Origin of the sequence: Okeania sp. SIO2F5 (assembly GCF_010692685.1) — a bacterium.
Classification (GTDB): domain Bacteria; phylum Cyanobacteriota; class Cyanobacteriia; order Cyanobacteriales; family Microcoleaceae; genus Okeania; species Okeania hirsuta.
Genome location: NZ_JAAHGU010000147.1, coordinates 1 through 17,175, shown reverse-complemented (window position 1 = coordinate 17,175; position 17,175 = coordinate 1). Strand labels below are relative to the sequence as shown.

15 protein-coding genes and 1 pseudogene are annotated in these 17,175 nt (G+C 38.3%); 1 reads left to right on the top strand and 15 read right to left on the bottom strand.

Annotation, left to right across the window (positions count from 1 at the left end; all coding sequences use genetic code 11):
* Positions 1-511: 511 nt before the first annotated feature.
* The 5 genes from F6K27_RS28040 to F6K27_RS28020 form a co-directional block, all read right to left on the bottom strand.
* Entirely contained in the window at positions 512-1,993 is a 1,482-nt protein-coding gene (locus F6K27_RS28040; protein ID WP_287277119.1) for a UDP-N-acetylmuramoyl-L-alanyl-D-glutamate--2,6-diaminopimelate ligase, read from the bottom strand.
* A gap of 301 nt (positions 1,994-2,294) precedes the next feature.
* Entirely contained in the window at positions 2,295-2,570 is a 276-nt protein-coding gene (locus tag F6K27_RS28035; RefSeq protein ID WP_287241096.1) for a glutaredoxin family protein, read from the bottom strand.
* 179 nt (positions 2,571-2,749) lie between these two features.
* On the bottom strand, positions 2,750-3,460 hold the full coding sequence (locus F6K27_RS28030; RefSeq protein ID WP_287277117.1) for a hypothetical protein: 711 nt from the start codon (positions 3,458-3,460) through the stop codon (positions 2,750-2,752).
* Positions 3,461-4,639: 1,179 nt separating this feature from the next.
* The gene (gene argJ / locus F6K27_RS28025; protein ID WP_287277115.1) at positions 4,640-5,881 is read right to left on the bottom strand and encodes a bifunctional ornithine acetyltransferase/N-acetylglutamate synthase; all 1,242 of its coding nucleotides are present in this window, start codon (positions 5,879-5,881) and stop codon (positions 4,640-4,642) included.
* Positions 5,882-6,279: 398 nt separating this feature from the next.
* Positions 6,280-6,549 carry a methyltransferase gene (locus tag F6K27_RS28020; RefSeq protein WP_287241201.1) on the bottom strand — a complete coding sequence of 90 codons (270 nt, stop codon included), beginning with the start codon at positions 6,547-6,549 and terminating at the stop codon, positions 6,280-6,282.
* Positions 6,550-6,723: 174 nt separating this feature from the next.
* Here F6K27_RS28020 and F6K27_RS34435 point away from each other — a divergent pair.
* Positions 6,724-7,878, top strand: a pseudogene (locus F6K27_RS34435) (RNA-guided endonuclease InsQ/TnpB family protein).
* Positions 7,879-7,944: 66 nt separating this feature from the next.
* Here F6K27_RS34435 and F6K27_RS28000 read toward each other — a convergent pair.
* From F6K27_RS28000 to F6K27_RS27955, 10 genes are all read right to left on the bottom strand, one after another.
* Positions 7,945-8,244 carry a methyltransferase dimerization domain-containing protein gene (locus F6K27_RS28000; RefSeq protein WP_124154587.1) on the bottom strand — a complete coding sequence of 100 codons (300 nt, stop codon included), beginning with the start codon at positions 8,242-8,244 and terminating at the stop codon, positions 7,945-7,947.
* A 752-nt stretch (positions 8,245-8,996) separates the two neighbouring features.
* Positions 8,997-9,191 carry a hypothetical protein gene (locus F6K27_RS27995; RefSeq protein ID WP_287241103.1) on the bottom strand — a complete coding sequence of 65 codons (195 nt, stop codon included), beginning with the start codon at positions 9,189-9,191 and terminating at the stop codon, positions 8,997-8,999.
* Positions 9,192-9,229: 38 nt separating this feature from the next.
* On the bottom strand, positions 9,230-9,424 hold the full coding sequence (locus F6K27_RS27990; RefSeq protein ID WP_124144159.1) for a hypothetical protein: 195 nt from the start codon (positions 9,422-9,424) through the stop codon (positions 9,230-9,232).
* 71 nt (positions 9,425-9,495) lie between these two features.
* Positions 9,496-9,690, bottom strand: a complete 195-nt coding sequence (locus F6K27_RS27985) for a hypothetical protein (RefSeq protein ID WP_124144160.1) — start codon at positions 9,688-9,690, stop codon at positions 9,496-9,498.
* A gap of 598 nt (positions 9,691-10,288) precedes the next feature.
* The gene (locus F6K27_RS27980) at positions 10,289-11,884 is read right to left on the bottom strand and encodes a glycoside hydrolase family 57 protein (protein WP_287277112.1); all 1,596 of its coding nucleotides are present in this window, start codon (positions 11,882-11,884) and stop codon (positions 10,289-10,291) included.
* A 472-nt stretch (positions 11,885-12,356) separates the two neighbouring features.
* The gene (locus F6K27_RS27975; protein WP_287277110.1) at positions 12,357-12,866 is read right to left on the bottom strand and encodes a pentapeptide repeat-containing protein; all 510 of its coding nucleotides are present in this window, start codon (positions 12,864-12,866) and stop codon (positions 12,357-12,359) included.
* A 639-nt stretch (positions 12,867-13,505) separates the two neighbouring features.
* Complete coding sequence (locus F6K27_RS27970) at positions 13,506-15,086, bottom strand: NAD(P)/FAD-dependent oxidoreductase (RefSeq protein ID WP_287277109.1); 1,581 nt, start codon at positions 15,084-15,086, stop codon at positions 13,506-13,508.
* 390 nt (positions 15,087-15,476) lie between these two features.
* The gene (locus F6K27_RS27965; RefSeq protein WP_287277122.1) at positions 15,477-16,070 is read right to left on the bottom strand and encodes an IS607 family transposase; all 594 of its coding nucleotides are present in this window, start codon (positions 16,068-16,070) and stop codon (positions 15,477-15,479) included.
* 463 nt (positions 16,071-16,533) lie between these two features.
* Positions 16,534-16,707 carry a hypothetical protein gene (locus F6K27_RS27960; RefSeq protein ID WP_287277107.1) on the bottom strand — a complete coding sequence of 58 codons (174 nt, stop codon included), beginning with the start codon at positions 16,705-16,707 and terminating at the stop codon, positions 16,534-16,536.
* Positions 16,708-16,746: 39 nt separating this feature from the next.
* Positions 16,747-17,175: phytoene desaturase family protein (locus F6K27_RS27955; RefSeq protein WP_375340866.1), on the bottom strand; the 429-nt coding region annotated here is incomplete at its 5' end.

Sequence of the window (17,175 nt, the reverse complement as noted above, 5' to 3'; positions counted from 1 at the left end):
CGCGCAGCGAACGCACTACACCCCATCTATTCTCAATAAGGGTTTTCTTTTTGTTGAAGTATTGTTCAGCTCCAGTCGGCAAATTCCTTTTTATATATAGCTTTCAACTAGCTTGTCACCCCGTGAGGTCCCTTGATATTTCTAGGTTATGTTAGAGGTACTGTCTATGAGGTTATTTAACCTCAACAATATTTTTGTACTAATAAATTTGGAATGTTAACCAGATTTTTAAGGCAAACCACCAAATCTTTGAAATTTGCCAGCAATGCCAAGTATAAAAGTGTCAGTCCCTACTCCGATGAGGCAGCAAATATAGCGCTGTGCGCAGGCAACAGGCAACAGGCAACAGGCAATAGGCAACAGGGGGAATAAAAAACCGATATTATAAGGCTTTTAGCTATTGGACAGTTCTTGTAATTTGTAAATATGCCAGCGCACATTGCTATATAATCTGTTGAGTTAAGCGAAGCACGAAACCCAACCCAGATATACTTTAATTTTGACTTAAACCCTACTTATCTTTCAAAGCATCTCTTGCTTGCTCCCTGTCATCAAAATGGATTTTTTCTGTTCCCAAAATTTGATAATCTTCGTGACCTTTTCCTGCTATTAATACCCCATCTCCAGGTTTTGCTTCCATAATGGCAGTACGAATAGCTTGGGAGCGATCGCCTATGACTAAATGCTTAATTTCTGGAGATATTCCCTCTAAAACATCCTGTAATATTTTTTCTGGGTCTTCAGTGCGGGGGTTATCAGAAGTCACTACAGCTAAATCTGATAATTCGGCAGCTATTTTACCCATTTTTGGTCTTTTAGTACGGTCGCGATCGCCTCCACAACCAAACACACAAATCATTCGACCGGGAATAAAAGGTCGTGCTGCTTTTAATAAATTCTCTAAACTATCGGGAGTATGAGCATAGTCAACTATGACGCTGACATCTTGCTCATTACTAACCTGCACCTTTTCCATCCGACCAGGAACGCCAGGAAATTCTGATAAGTGAGTAACCACCATCGCCAAATCTAAACCTAAATGTAAAGCTGTTCCCACTGCTGCCAACATATTAGATAAATTATACTGTCCTACCAAGGGCAAAGTAAAAGGAATTTCACCTTGGGGAGTATGCAGAATTCCTTTAACTCCAGTGGGTTGATATTCCAAGTCTGAAGCCCAAAAATCGGCGGAAGTGTTGCTAGTGCTATAACTCCAAACTTGTTCCGGTTTCATTCTGGCGATTAACTTTTTACCGTAGGGGTCGTCAGCATTAACTATAGCGCGACCCTTGAGATAGTCTGAGCTAAACAACAACGCTTTTGCCTCAAAGTAATCATCCATATCTTTGTGATAGTCGAGATGGTCTTGAGTCAAATTGGTAAATACTGCCACCTCAAAACTACAACCCCAAACTCGCTTTTGATGTAGAGAGTGGGAACTAACTTCCATAACTCCATATTTGCTACCTGCTGCTACTGCTTGCGCCAGTTGTTTTTGCAATTCCACTGGAAAAGGCGTGGTGTAAGCTGCAGTTTCCTCAAAACCAGGCCAACGAGAGTAGAGGGTACCGAATAAAGCAGTTGGTAGTTGAGCGTTATTGAGGAGAAATTCTACTAAGTGGGTGGTGGTTGTTTTACCGTTGGTGCCAGTAATACCTACCATCTTCATTTTTTGCCCTGGATAGTCGTAGAATGCTGTAGCAACTTCCGGGCAAGTTTGAATCATGTCGGCAACTGGAATCACACATTCATCTTTAGCTTGATATTTTTGAGCTGCTTGTTGAGATACTAGAGCTGCTACTGCACCATTTACGATCGCGCTTTCCCAAAATTCTCCTCCATCCACACGGGTACCTGGCATTCCTAAGAATAAATCCCCTATCTGGCAAGCATGGGAATTTGTGGCTAAACCTTTGATTTCTGTCTCTAATGCAGGATGATTATTGGCAAGGGAAATACTGGGAACTTTTGCTAATAATTCTCTCAATTTCATGTTAGGAACTCCTATCGTTTTTTGCTAAAATTTAGGACTTTTTATCAACAGGATTTTTTGGTTATCAATACCACAAGTTTACCGAATAATTAATAATTAATAATTAAATAATTCTGGTTTAAAGCCTCCCCTTTTAAGGGGAAAAAAGCGGTCGATCCAATCGACTATTTGTAGACGCGGAGCTGCTTGTCTTGAGTATCCCCGATCATACGCCTTGAGAGCTGACCGCTGACTGCTGACTGCCGACTGCTATTTTCAACCAGAGGTAATTATCAATTATCCATTATCAATTATCAATTAATTAAAAATATTTTTGTAACATTTGCTGCAATTTTCTCACTGACATTCTGGGAGAGGGACGTGGTATGAATTGTTCAGTTGTGGTATCCGCTTCACAGACGGAAAGCACGGGTACTTCATATTGATATGCTTGAAACCAATCATCACGGGTGGTAATGTCTCTAATCTCTAAGTGGAATTTACAGGGGTTTTCAGAGTCTTTCAGTATTTCTTCGAGTTTTTCTTGGAGTCCTTCGCAAAGATGGCAACCTGGTTTACTGTATAAAATTAGGTTCATAGTTGAGATTAAATCCTTCAGCTTATATCAAATCTGCTTGAATACTTATTATATAGTTGGGAGTAGGGAAGTGGGGGAGTGAGGGAGTGGGGGACTAGGGGAGTAAAGCTTTAAACTCAGACAAAACAAGATTTTTCCCTCTTCCCTCTTCCCTCTTCCTTCTTCCTTCTTCAATGGATTTAATTTTGACCCCGTTTACACAAACGCTGCAAAATATTGCGACGAAAAGCTTGTAATTCTATAGAAGGTTTCTTAACTTTAAATACTTCTGATAAAGCGTCAGACCATAAATTACGTTCAGCAAAAAATTGAAATCTAGCAAAAGCGATCGCTTCTTTTGTCGCTCCTTGTTTGTTTAAATCTTGATCGAGTTTGGCTAAACCTTGAGTAATAGTTTCATGTTCTTCCACATCCATAATGCTAAAAGTTCTTTGTTCCATACCACCAATAGAATCTTTATCTTTACTCTCAAATGTTCTCCAACGATAAGTATTACCAGGTTCTAATTCTTCCCCAGTATAATCAACTATTTCTTCATTTTCTTGAATGTCAAAAGTCCACAAAACCTCCTTGTTATTAGAGGGATGAATCTCAATTGTGTTTAATGGTCCTTGCCAAATAAATATAGGGCGAGTATTCCAAATTTTTCCTTCTACCTCTATTAGACCAGGAGAAACTAAACATAGGCCACCTCTAGAAGTACCCTCCTTCTGTTTTACTGGTGGGTCTTCATCTGATTGATTAAAGAAATCTTCAAAAGCTTTTTCCCAATTCTCATTAGAATTATTTTGTACTTGAGTAGTTTCTGCTATTACTCTTGGTAAATGTAAAGGCGTTGTTATTGTTAATGCTAAGAAAAATAACACCAGGTTTAATTTTTGATTGATCATAATTCTCGTTAATATAATTTAATTACAATTTTTATGAGTATTTATTCTTAGTTGAACAGAAATTATATCAAACATAGTTATAGCAATCCTAAATAGGTCGTGACAAATCAAAAAGTAAATAAAAAAGATGAAACTCTTGCCAGTTAAGTGTTCCCAGTTAAGTGTTCCCTAAAAAGCAGTAAGATTTTTGACACGAATAAAATAGGGTTGCTATAGTTAACTATACTATTTCCCTTTTCTCAATACAAATGATTTTCATAAATTCATATTATTTCAATAGTTAAAAAATGTTAAGACTATCATTACATTCTACCAATTAATGGATTTAAATAAATTTGATGATTTTCAATATATGAATTACCATCTATTAAAAGGTATCTTAAGCTTTACTACAATATTATAGGCTAACTTTCCTGTAACCTTCCCGTTTTGCATAAGCTATTCTTACCCATAAATAGAGTCTTATATATACATCACTTTAATCAGGAACTTATCTACTTGTTGGAGATAAAGATATTGTTGGTGGCGATCGCTCCTCAAAACAACTCAAAAAGCCATCGCATCTCATCATATTTTTGTAAGCATTCAGCAGTCAGCTATCAGCTTGATTATCTTTAAAGGAGAAAAAAGCAATTTTATCAAAGCTTTAGAGTACGAATCTTTGTTTGAGAATGTAGTAGAAATTAAACGGATGCTTGCTTCATTCATTAAAAAGCTTATAGCTGAGAGTTATATCATGTCCGGATAATTAGTTATAAAAAAACTTTCTCCTTCAACTCCAGTTGTTCTTCTTTATTACCTCTTTCCTCCTGACTCCTGACTCAGTCCTGCTGAGGACTCCGTAGTTATTTATTTATCACTGTTTAACCGGACATGATATTAATAGCTGAATGCTTACATATTTTTTCAGCAATAGACATCTCCAAAAATCAAAAAAAAAATCAATTATCGTACATAAATTATCAGTTATTTCCCCCTCCATACCTATTCCCTATTCCCTATTCCCTCTTTTCTGGAGATGTCTAATAATATTACAGGACTTACGCACGGACACTAAATCCAGTGAGGGTGCCATTCAGAGCTTTGCGGAGCACAAATACCATTTGCTTCGCATAACTATCGTTAACGCCCCTACAGATGGTGCTTTAAAAGTCAATTTGCGTAAGTCCTGATTAATTATCAGGTAGTGTACTCAGCGTTAATTTTCACATAATCATAACTCAGGTCACATCCCCAAGCTTTCCCACTACCACCACCATCGCCAACTTTGACAGAAATTAACACAGTATCATCCTTCAAATATTCTCCCGCTGCTCTCTGTTTCAAATACTCGCTAGCAGCAGCTCGGTCAAAATCTAAAGGTTGACCATTTTCCATCATCAAAAAGTCTCCCAACTTTATCTGTAACTGCTCCTGCTCAAACTTCACTCCAGCGCGACCAGCAGCTCCAGCAATTCTTCCCCAGTTGGGGTCGCGACCAAAAATAGCTGATTTTACCAGAGAAGATCCGGCAATAGTCTTAGCAATTTTATTCGCAGATGCTTCATCAGATGTTCCTGTAACCTGAACTTCCATCAGACAAGTGGCACCCTCTCCATCACGAGCGATCGCTTTTGCAAAATATACACAAACTTCTGTCAACATCGCCTCCAACTTTTCCGCCTCCACCCCCGCATTAGTAATAGCAGAGGTGCGAGATTGACCATTTGCCAAAGCAATTACTGTATCATTGGTACTCGTATCCCCATCAACAGTAATTTGATTAAAACTACGATTAACTGCTCTAGTTAACATCTCTTGCCATAATGGAGGAGAAACTGCTGCATCACAAGTTACAAATGACAGCATTGTTGCCATATTCGGATGGATCATGCCAGAACCTTTAGCAATACCACCAATACGCACCGGGCGATCGCCCATTTGAGTTTCCAGAGCAATTGACTTTGTGACTAAGTCTGTAGTAACAATAGCTTTAGCTGCTGCCTCTCCCCCTTCGGTGGAAACTGTAGAGACTAACTGGGGAATTGCTGCTTTGAGAGCATCCATTTTAATTCGTTTGCCAATAACTCCTGTAGAAGCTAGTAATATTGACTCTGGAGAAATATTGAGTGCTTTCCCCAATACTTCCGCGCTTTCCACAGCATCCTGCCAACCTAAACTTCCAGTCACAGCATTTGCTTGCCCAGCATTACACAAAATTGCTCTAGCACTTGGTTTAGCTTCTAGCTGTTGCCGACAGTAGTCCACACAAGCAGCTCGTACTTGACTTGTCGTGAAGACTCCAGCTGCGATCGCATCTACATCTGATAAAATCAAGGCCAAGTCTGGTGCTCCAGAGGGTTTTAACCCCGCAGTAACTCCTGTTGCCCGATATCCTTTGGGAGCTGTTACTCCGCCAGTTATTACTTGCCAGTCTGACATTTTTCTTTCCTTGATTTGATAATTGTGCTGACTGGTAATTATAAATTATTTGGGGGGTATTACAGACTAAACTTCATCATAAATCTAGATTTTCATTTGAAGATCAAAAAATCAGTTGCAACTTCCTTTGATGGATATCTCAAAATTATTATAGATCGGGACTTACGCACGAGGCACGAAACAGAAGCGTTTGAGATTGCTTTCCGTTCCCGACTGCTCCGCAAACCCATAGGGTCGCAATTACGGAAATACGTTCTACTGCATAAGTCCTATTGATATTTTCTTGTTTGAGATATTCCATCAATCCTAATATTTGTGGCTACTCCCACAAGACCTTGCTATCATAAACTAGAGCATTTCGTTTATCCTTAAGTTTCTGTTCTTCAATAATTACTGCCTCAATTTCTTCTACAATCTGCTCGGAAACTACCATTAAACCAGCCATTTTCCGACAACACCCCAGTCATAGTAGGATAAGCTTCAAGAATAGAAGATAGCAGTTTGCCATTACCACCACCCACATCAACCAATTTACCAATAGATGAAAAATTGTAAGCAGCTAAGATACTAACATTTACAACTCCTGAAAGATCTGTCATCGCCTGATCGAAAGTTTTTGCTGAGGCAGAGTTTTGCTTGAAGAACTCGTAAAAATTCATCCCATACAAGTTCTCCAAAGCGTTATCTCCTGTCTATATGCTATACATTATACTCCCCCAGACTTGATAATGTTCTTCTCCTAACATGATTGCATAGGTTTTTAAGGAGCATTGACTTAATCAAAGAATAACGATATAATAAGTTATAAACCGTACTATTAGATAGGCTGTGTTTAGAAGTAAATGAAATCTATTAGAACCAAGCTCAAACTTAATAACAAGCAGAAAACTCTGATGGCTCAACACTTAGGCTACTCACGTTTCTGTTATAATTGGGGTTTAAGTTTATGGAATGCTGCATATATTGATGGTTACAAGCCAAACATTCGTATAATTAGAGAGGTTTTTACTAACCACACAAAGCCTTTATATCCCTGGATGAAAACTTGTCATCTAAAGTTTACCAATATGCTTTCCGAAACTTAGGTGAAGCATTTAAAAGGTTCTTTAAAGGATTAGGAAAATACCCAAAGTTTAAAAAGAAGGGTAGGTCTGATTCTTTTCCTTCGGAATGCTACGCAAACACAATTGATAATTCTGGAAAACCAATAGAACTAAATGGATGGAATCATAAATTACCTTTTATTGGTATGGTCAAAACTTATGAACCCATTGAGGCAACAACTAAAAAAATCACTATTAGCAGACAAGCTTCGGATTGGTATCTCAGTTGTAGCTATGAATTTCGTTCTCACACTACACCCAAAAAAACTGATGTAGTAGGTGTAGATTTAGGTGTGAAAACCTTAGCGACATTAAGTGATGGAAAAGTATTTGAGAGTGTGAGATCGTATCATAAATTTGAAGCTAAGTTATCTCGACTGCAATACCTAAATCGTCATAAAGAGGTAGGCTCTGCTAACTGGAGGGCGGCACAACGGAAGATAGCCAGGTTGCATAGAAAAGTAGCAAACATCCGTAAAGACGCACTTCATAAACTGACAACATATTTAGCCAAAAACCACGGCAGTGTTGTCATAGAAGATTTAAACGTCAAGGGTATGTTAGCTAACCATAAGTTAGCGAAAATCAGTTAGCAGATAGTGATTTTATGAATTTCGGAGACAGCTTAAGTATAAATGCCAATGGTACGGCTCTAAGTTAGTAGTAGTTGATAGATTCTTTCCATCATCAAAAACTTGTTCTAACTGCGGTCACGTCCAAGATCTGCCATTAAACCTGAGAACTTATAACTGCCCAGATTGTGGGTTGTCAATAGATAGAGATTTAAACGCCAGTATAAATTTAAGAAAGCGAGTGCTAATTGGCGAGGAAACCTCAGAATGCAAGACACACTCAAGAGATGCGGTCGGCTCGACCGTGAATGCCTGTGCATGAATGCCTGTGGATGAGTAACCGCCGACGGCCTCAGTAGAAACAGGAAGTAAACATCAAGTTGTCACTTTATGTGACGCTTTGTATAAGTTTTATAGAGCAGTTAGGAACATCACTTTGCAAATATGCTGCTAGTGGAGTTAGCTGAAAATAGTGGGGCTGAGTTTCTGCAAAAATGCCGACACTGGCTAAAGCTCGTAACAGTCGATAAATTGCATCTTTGTTGGTATTAGTGGCACTGGCCAAGGCATCAGAGTGTTGTTCTCCGTCTTTGAGCAGATCGGCAATCCCGAGTTTTGCAGCAATATAAATACACTGTGAAATACGGTAACCTCGAATTGCTTCTAGTAGAGTTGTTGGAGATGGCATTGAAAATATATACTAACAGATAGTGAGTGAATATAAACTATTTTACAAAATGATCTCATCTCATGTCCATTAGTATAGTTTGTGTTAGGACTTACGCAGAAACCGGGTTTATATCAAATCTGTTGGCTTCGGAGTAATATAATTCAGTCGATCGTCATACAATGGGTAAGGGCGAATGGCCATTTGCGCTCCGCAAAGCTCCGAATGGCATCCCTACAATATAGGGCGAATACCATTCGCCCCTACATATTTAATACTGAATAACACCGATGCTACCAGATTTGATATTATCCACACATTTCCTGATTTGAAAGACAATAATCTGGGAAATCAACCCGGTTTCTTGTTTGGGTAAGTAATACCATGCCTGGTTGAATACTTATAAATAAACGATGGAATCCTCAGGAGTCAGGAGGGAATCAAGAAGAAAGAAGCAAGAAAAAAGAGGAGTAAAAGGAGAAAGTTTTTCGATCGCTAATTATCCTGACATGATATAAGTCCTGTTTGTAAAAGCTGGGGAAAGATCTACTATATTAGAGAAAAAATTTAGTCGCAACTTAACTACTGTAGTTAAGTTGCGACTAATGAGTCAAAAAAATCATATCATGTCTGTTGGTATCGTTGGTGTAAAAGTTGAGGAAATATCTACCATATTTAAGATTTTCCTTCTTTTTTCTTTCTTCTTCCTTACTTTTGCAATACAAGACCGATGCTACCGAACATGATATCACTCAATTATTAGGAAAATATTTTTAACTCATAGAAGCATGACTACGGTCATAAGTAGTGACAAAACTAGGATGAGGTTTTCCTTGAATATTTCCCCAGTAATTATCTGCTTCCACGCCCACTTCTGTGGCGGTGCGGTTCAGCATTGACTGTTGACGATTTTTCACTAGGTTGTGATGACGGATCATTAAAGAACGAGCTTGATTTTCTACATACATATTTTTCATTCTCCTGTTGCTGACTTTTGATTTTCACTCTAGCTCATAGAAGCATGACTACGGTCATAAGTAGTGACAAAACTAGGATGAGGTTTTCCTTGAATATTTCCCCAGTAATTATCTGCTTCCACGCCCACTTCTGTGGCGGTGCGGTTTAGCATTGACTGTTGACGATTTTTCACTAGGTTATGATGACGGATCATTAAAGAGCGTGCTTGATTTTCTACCGACATATTTTTAATTCTCCTGTTTGATTAACTGTTGTTTGTTAAAGATTAATGATGATGGCAAGAAAGAAAATAAATTAGCTCATTGAAGCATGACCACGCTCATAATTTTTCCTAAAGCTAGGCTGTACTTTTCCTTGAATGTGGCCCCAATAGTTACTATTTTCTAAGCCCACTTCTACAGCTACTCTGTTTAGCATTGACTGTTGACGATTTTTTACTAAGTGGTGGTGACGTACCATTAAAGAGCGTGTTTGAGTTTCAGTAAACATATTTGATTTTCTCCCCTAATTATTGAACTTATGTTTGGGAAGCTTTTTTCCCTTACATTTTTATATTAACTAAAAATTCTGTAACTTTTGCTACAAAATGCTAATTATTTACAAATCTTTATTTTTATTACTTATAAACGCTATATGTAGAGTTGCACTATATTAAACTTATATATGTAGCGTTCTGGCGCAATAAGGTATAGCGCTGTGCGCAGGCAACAGCTCATCTGGCAACAGCTCATCTGGGGGAATAAATTGCTGATAATATAAGACTTTTAGCTATTTGGCCTCTCCTGCAATTTGTAAATATACCAGCGCTCATTGCTATAGAAGGAAAGGTGAGAAGGGGGAAAGTTTTTCGATCGCTAGAAATCTCCAATACAGCGCTTTTGCTAATTTATGAACCACATCTTCACAAACAAAACCTTGTAGGGACTAACCATAGGAACGTCCCTACTGTGGTCTACCCAAATGAAAACCGCTGTCATAAAAAAGAAAATAAATTATCCCACATAAATCATCAATTATTTCCCCTCCTGGGAGGGGCGAGGGGTGGGTTCCCTACTCCCTACTCCCTACTGCCTACTCCCTCTTTTGACTACTGAAAAAGTGGTTTGTACACTCGATAGTTGATTTGAGGAAAAATATTGTCGATCACCTCCAGCTTTTCCAACCAACCTGAATCAATCTTTCCCTGTAGAATCTCTTCATACAGCTTATTAAAACGCATCAAATGGGACCTTGTTCTGCGCACAGCATAAGAAACCATAGTACCCGTACTCATAATAAAAGCCCAATCAGAAGATTGAGCCAGCAAAAGTTCTCTGGCAGCTTGATTTAATGCCCGCAACTCCAACTCATCTGCTGGTGTTCGTCCACCCAACTCAATCATTCGCTCTGCAGTAGTATGTAGATGAGGATAAATCCAGGAGTTAGTATTATTGAGCCAATATTCATGGAAACCCTTATATCCCCAACTAGACTGTGCGGGAAGACAAACTTGATGTTCTGGGTGTTTCTGCAAATAATCTGCTAAATGAGTCATCCGATAGGTACTTTGGTCATACCAAGTTTTACGGAAGAGGAAATCCAAAAACCAAGGTCCTTCATACCACCAGTGCCCAAACAACTCAGCATCGTAGGGAGAAACAATAATCGGGAGTTGCTCCATAATATGGTACAAATGCTCAACCTGACGTTCCCGATTAAACATAAAATTGCCAGCGTGTTCCGCAGCTTTTTCCCTGGCCCAGTATGGGTCGTAAAGTTGTTTATCTCCTAATCCCAAGCCACGACCTGTAATTTTGTGATACTTAATACCAGTATTCTTCCTCTGGCCATTAGGCATAATATAAGGTTTAATATATTCATATTCTGCTTCCCAACCTAAATCTTTATAAAACTCTCGATATTCTGCGTCTCCTGGATACCCTACTTGGGAAGACCAAACCTGTTGAGAAGATTCATGGTCTCTGGAAAAAACAGCTACTCCTGTTTCTGTAAAGATAGGAGCATAACTACCAAATCTGGGCCTTGGTCGAGCATAGAGTACACCGTGGCTATCTGTTAAAAAGTAACGTATCCCAGCATCTGCCAGCATTCGCTCCAGACCCTCATAATAGGCACATTCTGGTATCCAAATTCCTCTGGGACGACGGCCAAAATTTACTTCATAATCTTGACAAGCAACTTCTATTTGTGCCCAGACTGCCTCCGGATACATTTTCATCAGTGGAAAATAGCCATGGGTAGCTCCACAGGTAATAATTTCTAGGTTATTGCTGTCTTGAAACTGTTTAAATGCAGAAATTAAGTCGCAGTCGTAACGTTCCCAGAGTTCTCGAACATTCTTGAAGTGAGTAGCGTAATGTTCTGCAAGATAGCGGATATGACCGTTATGGAGGTTGTGGTCATATTCTTTTTCTGCTAATTCTTCAAGTAAGCTTAAATGTTGTTCATAGCGTTCTTGTAATAGTGGGTCTCGTAGCATAGACACCAATGGTGGTGTGAGACTCATAGTAATTTTAAAGTCCACACCATCTCGTTTTAATCCCTCAAACATTTGTATTAGGGGGACATAAGTTTCGGTTATTGCTTCAAAGAGCCACTCTTCTTCTAGGACATAATCACTTTCTGGATGTCTGACAAAAGGTAGATGGGCATGAAGAACAAAGGCGAGGTAGCCAATAGCCATAGTTTTTAAGGGTAATTAATAAAAGGGTGAACTAAAATTGAAAATATTTACAATGATTTAAGATTGTAAGGGTAAAGGGCACAAAAGTTAACTAGCTTTTAGCTATCAGCTATCAGCTATCAGCTATCAGCTTTTATCAAAATAATTGGGTCGCGCCACCCTGCCTTGATTGGCGAAATATTTTTGGAGCGAAGCTCAAGTCCCCTACTTCCCCTCCTGGGAAGGGTTAGGGGTGGGTTAACTTCTGACTTCTGACTTCTGCTTCTGACTTCTGATTTCTGACTTCGTTAACGCTCTGGGTAAAAATCCCCGGTTGCTCAGAAGCCGGATGGCCCTCGGAGGAGTTGAAATCTCCTTAACAAAGGCATCTCAAAAAAATCTGTTGAAAGCTGTTTGCGCAGCATTCCGCAGAAAAAGCTGACCGCTGAAGTGCTTCTTTAATATCAATTAGTAGCTGATACCTTAATTAAGCCTATTTGTATTGATATATGCTGCCATCAGGTAAGATTGCACCGTTGAGCTGGGCATCGATGAAGCTAGCATTACTAATATCAGTGTCCCGCAAATCTGCTCCTCTTAAATCGGCATTCCAAAAAATGGCTTCTGTTAGGTCTGCTCCGCGTAAATTGGCCTCTTGAAGATTTGCCCCCCAAAAGTTAGTAGATTTAAGGATAGACTTTTGTAAGTTAGCTTCTTGTAAGTTGGCGCTCTCGAATTTTGCCCCTGTTAAATCTGTGTTGGTAAAGTTGGCTTTTTCAAGGTTTGTACCAGAGAAGTTAGCATTTTTTAATACAGAACCAGTCACGTTCATTTTCTTATAATTAGAATCACTGAGATTTATATCGGAAAGGTTGCAGAAAAAACATTCATTTGAACGTTTTAAAATTCGTACTTGCCACTTTGTATATGCAACTACAGGTGTACCAAAAGCTAGTGAAAATAATAGGGTTGTTATTAATATTTTAAATTTCATTTTAGCCATTAATATTTGAAGACAAAATAAGCTTTAGATAGCTAAGTTTATTATAGCAACTGCTCTGACTAGCAGAAGGAAGAGGGAAGAAGGAAGAAGGAAGAAGGAAGAGGGAAGAAGGAAGAAGGAAGAACAAGGAAAGATATTACTTTATCTGAGTTTTCAGCTTTTCGATCTATCCGCGCCCTTTTCTTCGAGTGCTATATCAGTATTATTTCTTGAGTATTTAGGAATAAGCTTGTATCAAGAGTGATCGCTATCTGAACTGGAGCGACATTTATAATTACAGGGCTTAGGGAAAATACCAAATTATATATCATTTGTAGGGGTTAACGGCCGTTAACCCCTACTCCATATTTGTACTCTGAAGCTTTGATAAAATTGCTTTTTTCTCCTTTAATCCTTTCAAGGTAATAAAGCTGATAGCTGACTGCTAATAGCTTTATTACCGAAAAATTGTGGTTTAAAGCCTCCCCTTTTAAGGGGATAAAAAGCGGTCGAGGGATGGCGTTTGCTATCGCAAAGCTGCGCTAAAAGCGGAGCGGGTCTGCAAGAACTGGTCTCCTCGCCATATCCAATCGACCAAGAGAAGAAAAAATTTCTTTTTAGTCAATCCTCTTCTTTTCAAGGAGAGGTAATTATTAATTATTAATTATTAATTGTTGAAATATCATATAAAAACCAAGCTAAACTCCCTAAAATTAACATTAGCCCAAATAAATATATATAAATAGTTGTTCTTTGAGCCTTCGCCCATATTTCACTATAACTAAGTTGGTGATTTTGAATCAGTATAAAAGCAGGAGGACTAAAAATAAAAGGCAATATTCGACTCAACAATAACCGGATAAAAAAGTTGATAGTCCACAGTCTTTTTCGAGGAATATTTTGATTATATTGCCAAGGAAAAGCAGTTTGAGCTAAACGAATTAAAGGTTTTATATCTGGAGAACGCAAAGACTCAAATAATGGCAAAGCATCAGAGATAATATCATTAGTTTGAGAAAGTGCTTGATTGAGAATACACACATCCTCCAAAGCAGAGTTGACACCTTGTCCAATATCTGGTGGAAAACAATGGACGGCATCTCCCAATAATACTACTCCACCATTCTCCCTTGTTGGTAATAACCAATGTAACCCAGAACAATATTGAGGTATAGGAAAATACCCACCCTCACTTTTAGCAAAGCGATCGCTTTCTTCTGGCAAGATTATTTGATTTATTGGCAACTGTGGAAAAGCTTTCTCTAGAAATGCGTATAATTTTTCACTATCTGGCAAATTCCAGATTTCATGATTTGGTGGCCTAATAATATTTGCTGTTCTCGGTTCGTTGGGTTGAGCAAAAGGTAAAATTCCAAGGGAGAGAGAATGCTGAGAATCTGAAAATGCTCCACGAATAGCATAAGCCATTGTGGAGACTGCACGCTCTGAACTATTATGTTCTATGGGAAAGTTTGGTTGGATAGTTAAAACTTTGTATTTCAAACCAGAACTTGCAGAAGGAAAAAACTGCATTTTAAACTTATTTGTACCAGAGTTATCCCAATTATCTAAAGTTTGCCTAACTAAGGAATTAATACCATCACAACCTACCAAAAGATGAGGCTCGAATTGATATGTTTTTTGACGATCTTTTTCTTTTAATACGCCGTCTACAGCCGATTTTTGACTGTTCCCATCTACTTTTTCAATCCTTTGGTCTTCCCTTCTTCCTTCTTCCTTCTTCCTTATTCCTTCTTCAATAATTTCTTGAGCAATGATTTGTAGTTTGGAGTTTTTTTGCTCAATTTTTAAACATTTTGTATTGAACAAAACGGTAATACGATGCTGCCAATTTTCCTCAATTTCTTGAAATAGTAACTGCAAAAAAATTCGGCGCTGTAACCAATAAGCAGTTTTTCTATTGGGGTCTATGATGGGTAATTTTGATGTTTTGCGATTACCATCAGCTTTAATTTCTGTTAGGTAAAAGTCTGTATTAGGAACACTAATTTTTGCTAATTTTTCAGTTAAACCCAATAAATCAGTAAATTTTTGACCGCGCCCATCTATTAAATAATGGAATGATTTATCAGGTTCATAAAAATCAGCAGCAGGTCGTTTTTCTAATACTGTAATTTGATGCCAACCACGTTTAGCTAACATTATTGCAGTGGCAAAACCAGCCGGACCTCCACCGATAATTACTGCATTTTGATTTGAGTTTTTTGTTGTTGTAGACATAATTTTTAGGAAATAATAATAGCAATTTTATAAATATTTGCTACAAATAGTTAGAGTATTTATTAAAATGCAAGTAGGAGAACCGTCAGATTGGTGAGGTACAGAATGAATTGCTTTAATGCCAGTTTTTAGACCATAAATTCTCTTTTTATTCAAAGGAATATTTCCTATAAAGTAGGCTTTTTAACGTAGTTTTGCGCTAGCTAATGACCATTCAATCCTACTGCTCTTGTTATTTGTAATATAAAATCCGCTAGGGTTAGGTATAAACAAATGTTCCATCTTCAACCATTACCAAATATTTCTAGATCTCCTCATCTCCCCATCTCCCCATCTCCCCATCTCCCTTCCTGACTCCTCTTATAACTATTCAACCGGACATGATATAACTCAATCCTCAAATGTATTGTATATTTCGGAGTCATTTTGGATTTGAGTTTCGTATTTTCTTAAGCCATATAACCTGCTAGAAAAACGCTGCAAAATAGCTAAAATATCTTCTACAATTTCAGCTTCAGGAGACAAATCTTTGTGATTTAAAACTACTAATTCACAATGATTTTGTTCGCAGACCCAGTTAAATAAATCAAACCCAAAACGAGCTATCCTATCTTGGTGAAAAACTACTATTTTTTCAACTTCACCTGCCAAAATTTGTGAGAGTAACTTCAGTAATTTTTTACGTTGAAAATTCAACCCACTACCTACTTCTTTAATAATTTCAGAATCAGGATAAAGGTTTTGTAGTTCAACTACTTGATGGTTTAAGTATAGCTTTTGAGCATTGCTTGACACTCGACAGTATAAAACTGTTTTTCTGCTAGAAACAGAAGCATTTTGAATATAGGAGTCAATATCATAACGCCTTTGACCCGCTGGGGTTTTTATGGCATTTATTTGACCAGCTTTTTCCCATCTCACCAAAGTGCGAACATCAACTCCTAATACTTCAGCAGCTTCTTTAGGTTTGACAAATTTTACCACATAATTACCAGTAACAACTGGCGCATAATAACGTTTTATGACGTAAGTTGTCAACTGGCCTGTTGCCTTTGTTGCATGAAAGTATATAGCTGCCGCACTTGCTCCGCATATGTACTTCATAACGTGCGGAAACTGCTGTAACTATTGTCCAATAGATCGATAGAACATCAATGTTTGATATAAAAAGGCTGAAATTTTTACCTGTAAAGGTTTTGAAGTTTGATAGGTACAACGATAACTATTGGACAATAGATAAATAGAACATCAATCTATAGAAACAGAGCGATATAGTTGCGCAATGAATGTTAAGAACGCTACTTTCATGCAACAAAGCCATTATTAATTATTGCTCTACTGATTAACTCTAAAAGTATTGACTGATATTAGTTTTAGCGTTTTAGAGTTGAAAAAAGTACCAGCTTTTGGGTGGCAAGAGCTGCATAAAGCTAGTATTTTGGGATGATTATGGCAGAAAAATTGAGAGACAAAACTTAGCTCCTACCTCCTCGCTCATTCCCATGTCTCCCCTCCTGGGAGGGGGAGGGGCGAGGGGTGGGTTGTCTCCTGTCTTCCCCTCCTGGGAGGGGCGAGGGGTGGGTTGTCTCCTGTCTCCTACCCCAACAAAAAGACTTTCCATACGCAAACCCTAATTATTAATTGTTGAAACCTATATTGCTTAAAACCCCAAACTTTCCAACATTTTCCAATGCTGAGAAACAGGTGCAAGAGTATTTGCTGCTATCATCCCGCTAACTGCCACTGCAGGCAAACCTATTCCAGGAAAAGTAGAGTCACCACAACATAATAATCCTGGTAAAGGTGTATTTGGTCCAGGAAACAAACTCTCTCCGGAGCGAATTGCAGGTCCGTAAGTTCCTCGGTGACGGCGGAGAAAACGTTCGTGAGTTAGTGGAGTACCGACCAATGTTACTTCACAACGAGAACGCACATCAGGTATGACTCGCTCCAATGCTTGCCACATCACCTCAGCTCGTTGTTGCTTTTGTTGTGCATATTCTTGACTCTTTCTATCCATACCATGCCAAAATTTATAAGGTTCATTTCCTGGAGTATAAACATGAATAACGTGCTTACCAGGTGGTGC

Coding starts and splice junctions, on each gene's coding strand:
- F6K27_RS28040 (WP_287277119.1), bottom strand. CDS start 1,993: ATGAAATTGAGAGAATTATTAGCAAAAGTTCCCAGTATTTCCCTTGCC.
- F6K27_RS28035 (WP_287241096.1), bottom strand. CDS start 2,570: ATGAACCTAATTTTATACAGTAAACCAGGTTGCCATCTTTGCGAAGGA.
- F6K27_RS28030 (WP_287277117.1), bottom strand. CDS start 3,460: ATGATCAATCAAAAATTAAACCTGGTGTTATTTTTCTTAGCATTAACA.
- argJ (WP_287277115.1), bottom strand. CDS start 5,881: ATGTCAGACTGGCAAGTAATAACTGGCGGAGTAACAGCTCCCAAAGGA.
- F6K27_RS28000 (WP_124154587.1), bottom strand. CDS start 8,244: ATGCCATCTCCAACAACTCTACTAGAAGCAATTCGAGGTTACCGTATT.
- F6K27_RS27995 (WP_287241103.1), bottom strand. CDS start 9,191: ATGTATGTAGAAAATCAAGCTCGTTCTTTAATGATCCGTCATCACAAC.
- F6K27_RS27990 (WP_124144159.1), bottom strand. CDS start 9,424: ATGTCGGTAGAAAATCAAGCACGCTCTTTAATGATCCGTCATCATAAC.
- F6K27_RS27985 (WP_124144160.1), bottom strand. CDS start 9,690: ATGTTTACTGAAACTCAAACACGCTCTTTAATGGTACGTCACCACCAC.
- F6K27_RS27980 (WP_287277112.1), bottom strand. CDS start 11,884: ATGGCTATTGGCTACCTCGCCTTTGTTCTTCATGCCCATCTACCTTTT.
- F6K27_RS27975 (WP_287277110.1), bottom strand. CDS start 12,866: ATGGCTAAAATGAAATTTAAAATATTAATAACAACCCTATTATTTTCA.
- F6K27_RS27970 (WP_287277109.1), bottom strand. CDS start 15,086: ATGTCTACAACAACAAAAAACTCAAATCAAAATGCAGTAATTATCGGT.
- F6K27_RS27960 (WP_287277107.1), bottom strand. CDS start 16,707: ATGGAAAGTCTTTTTGTTGGGGTAGGAGACAGGAGACAACCCACCCCT.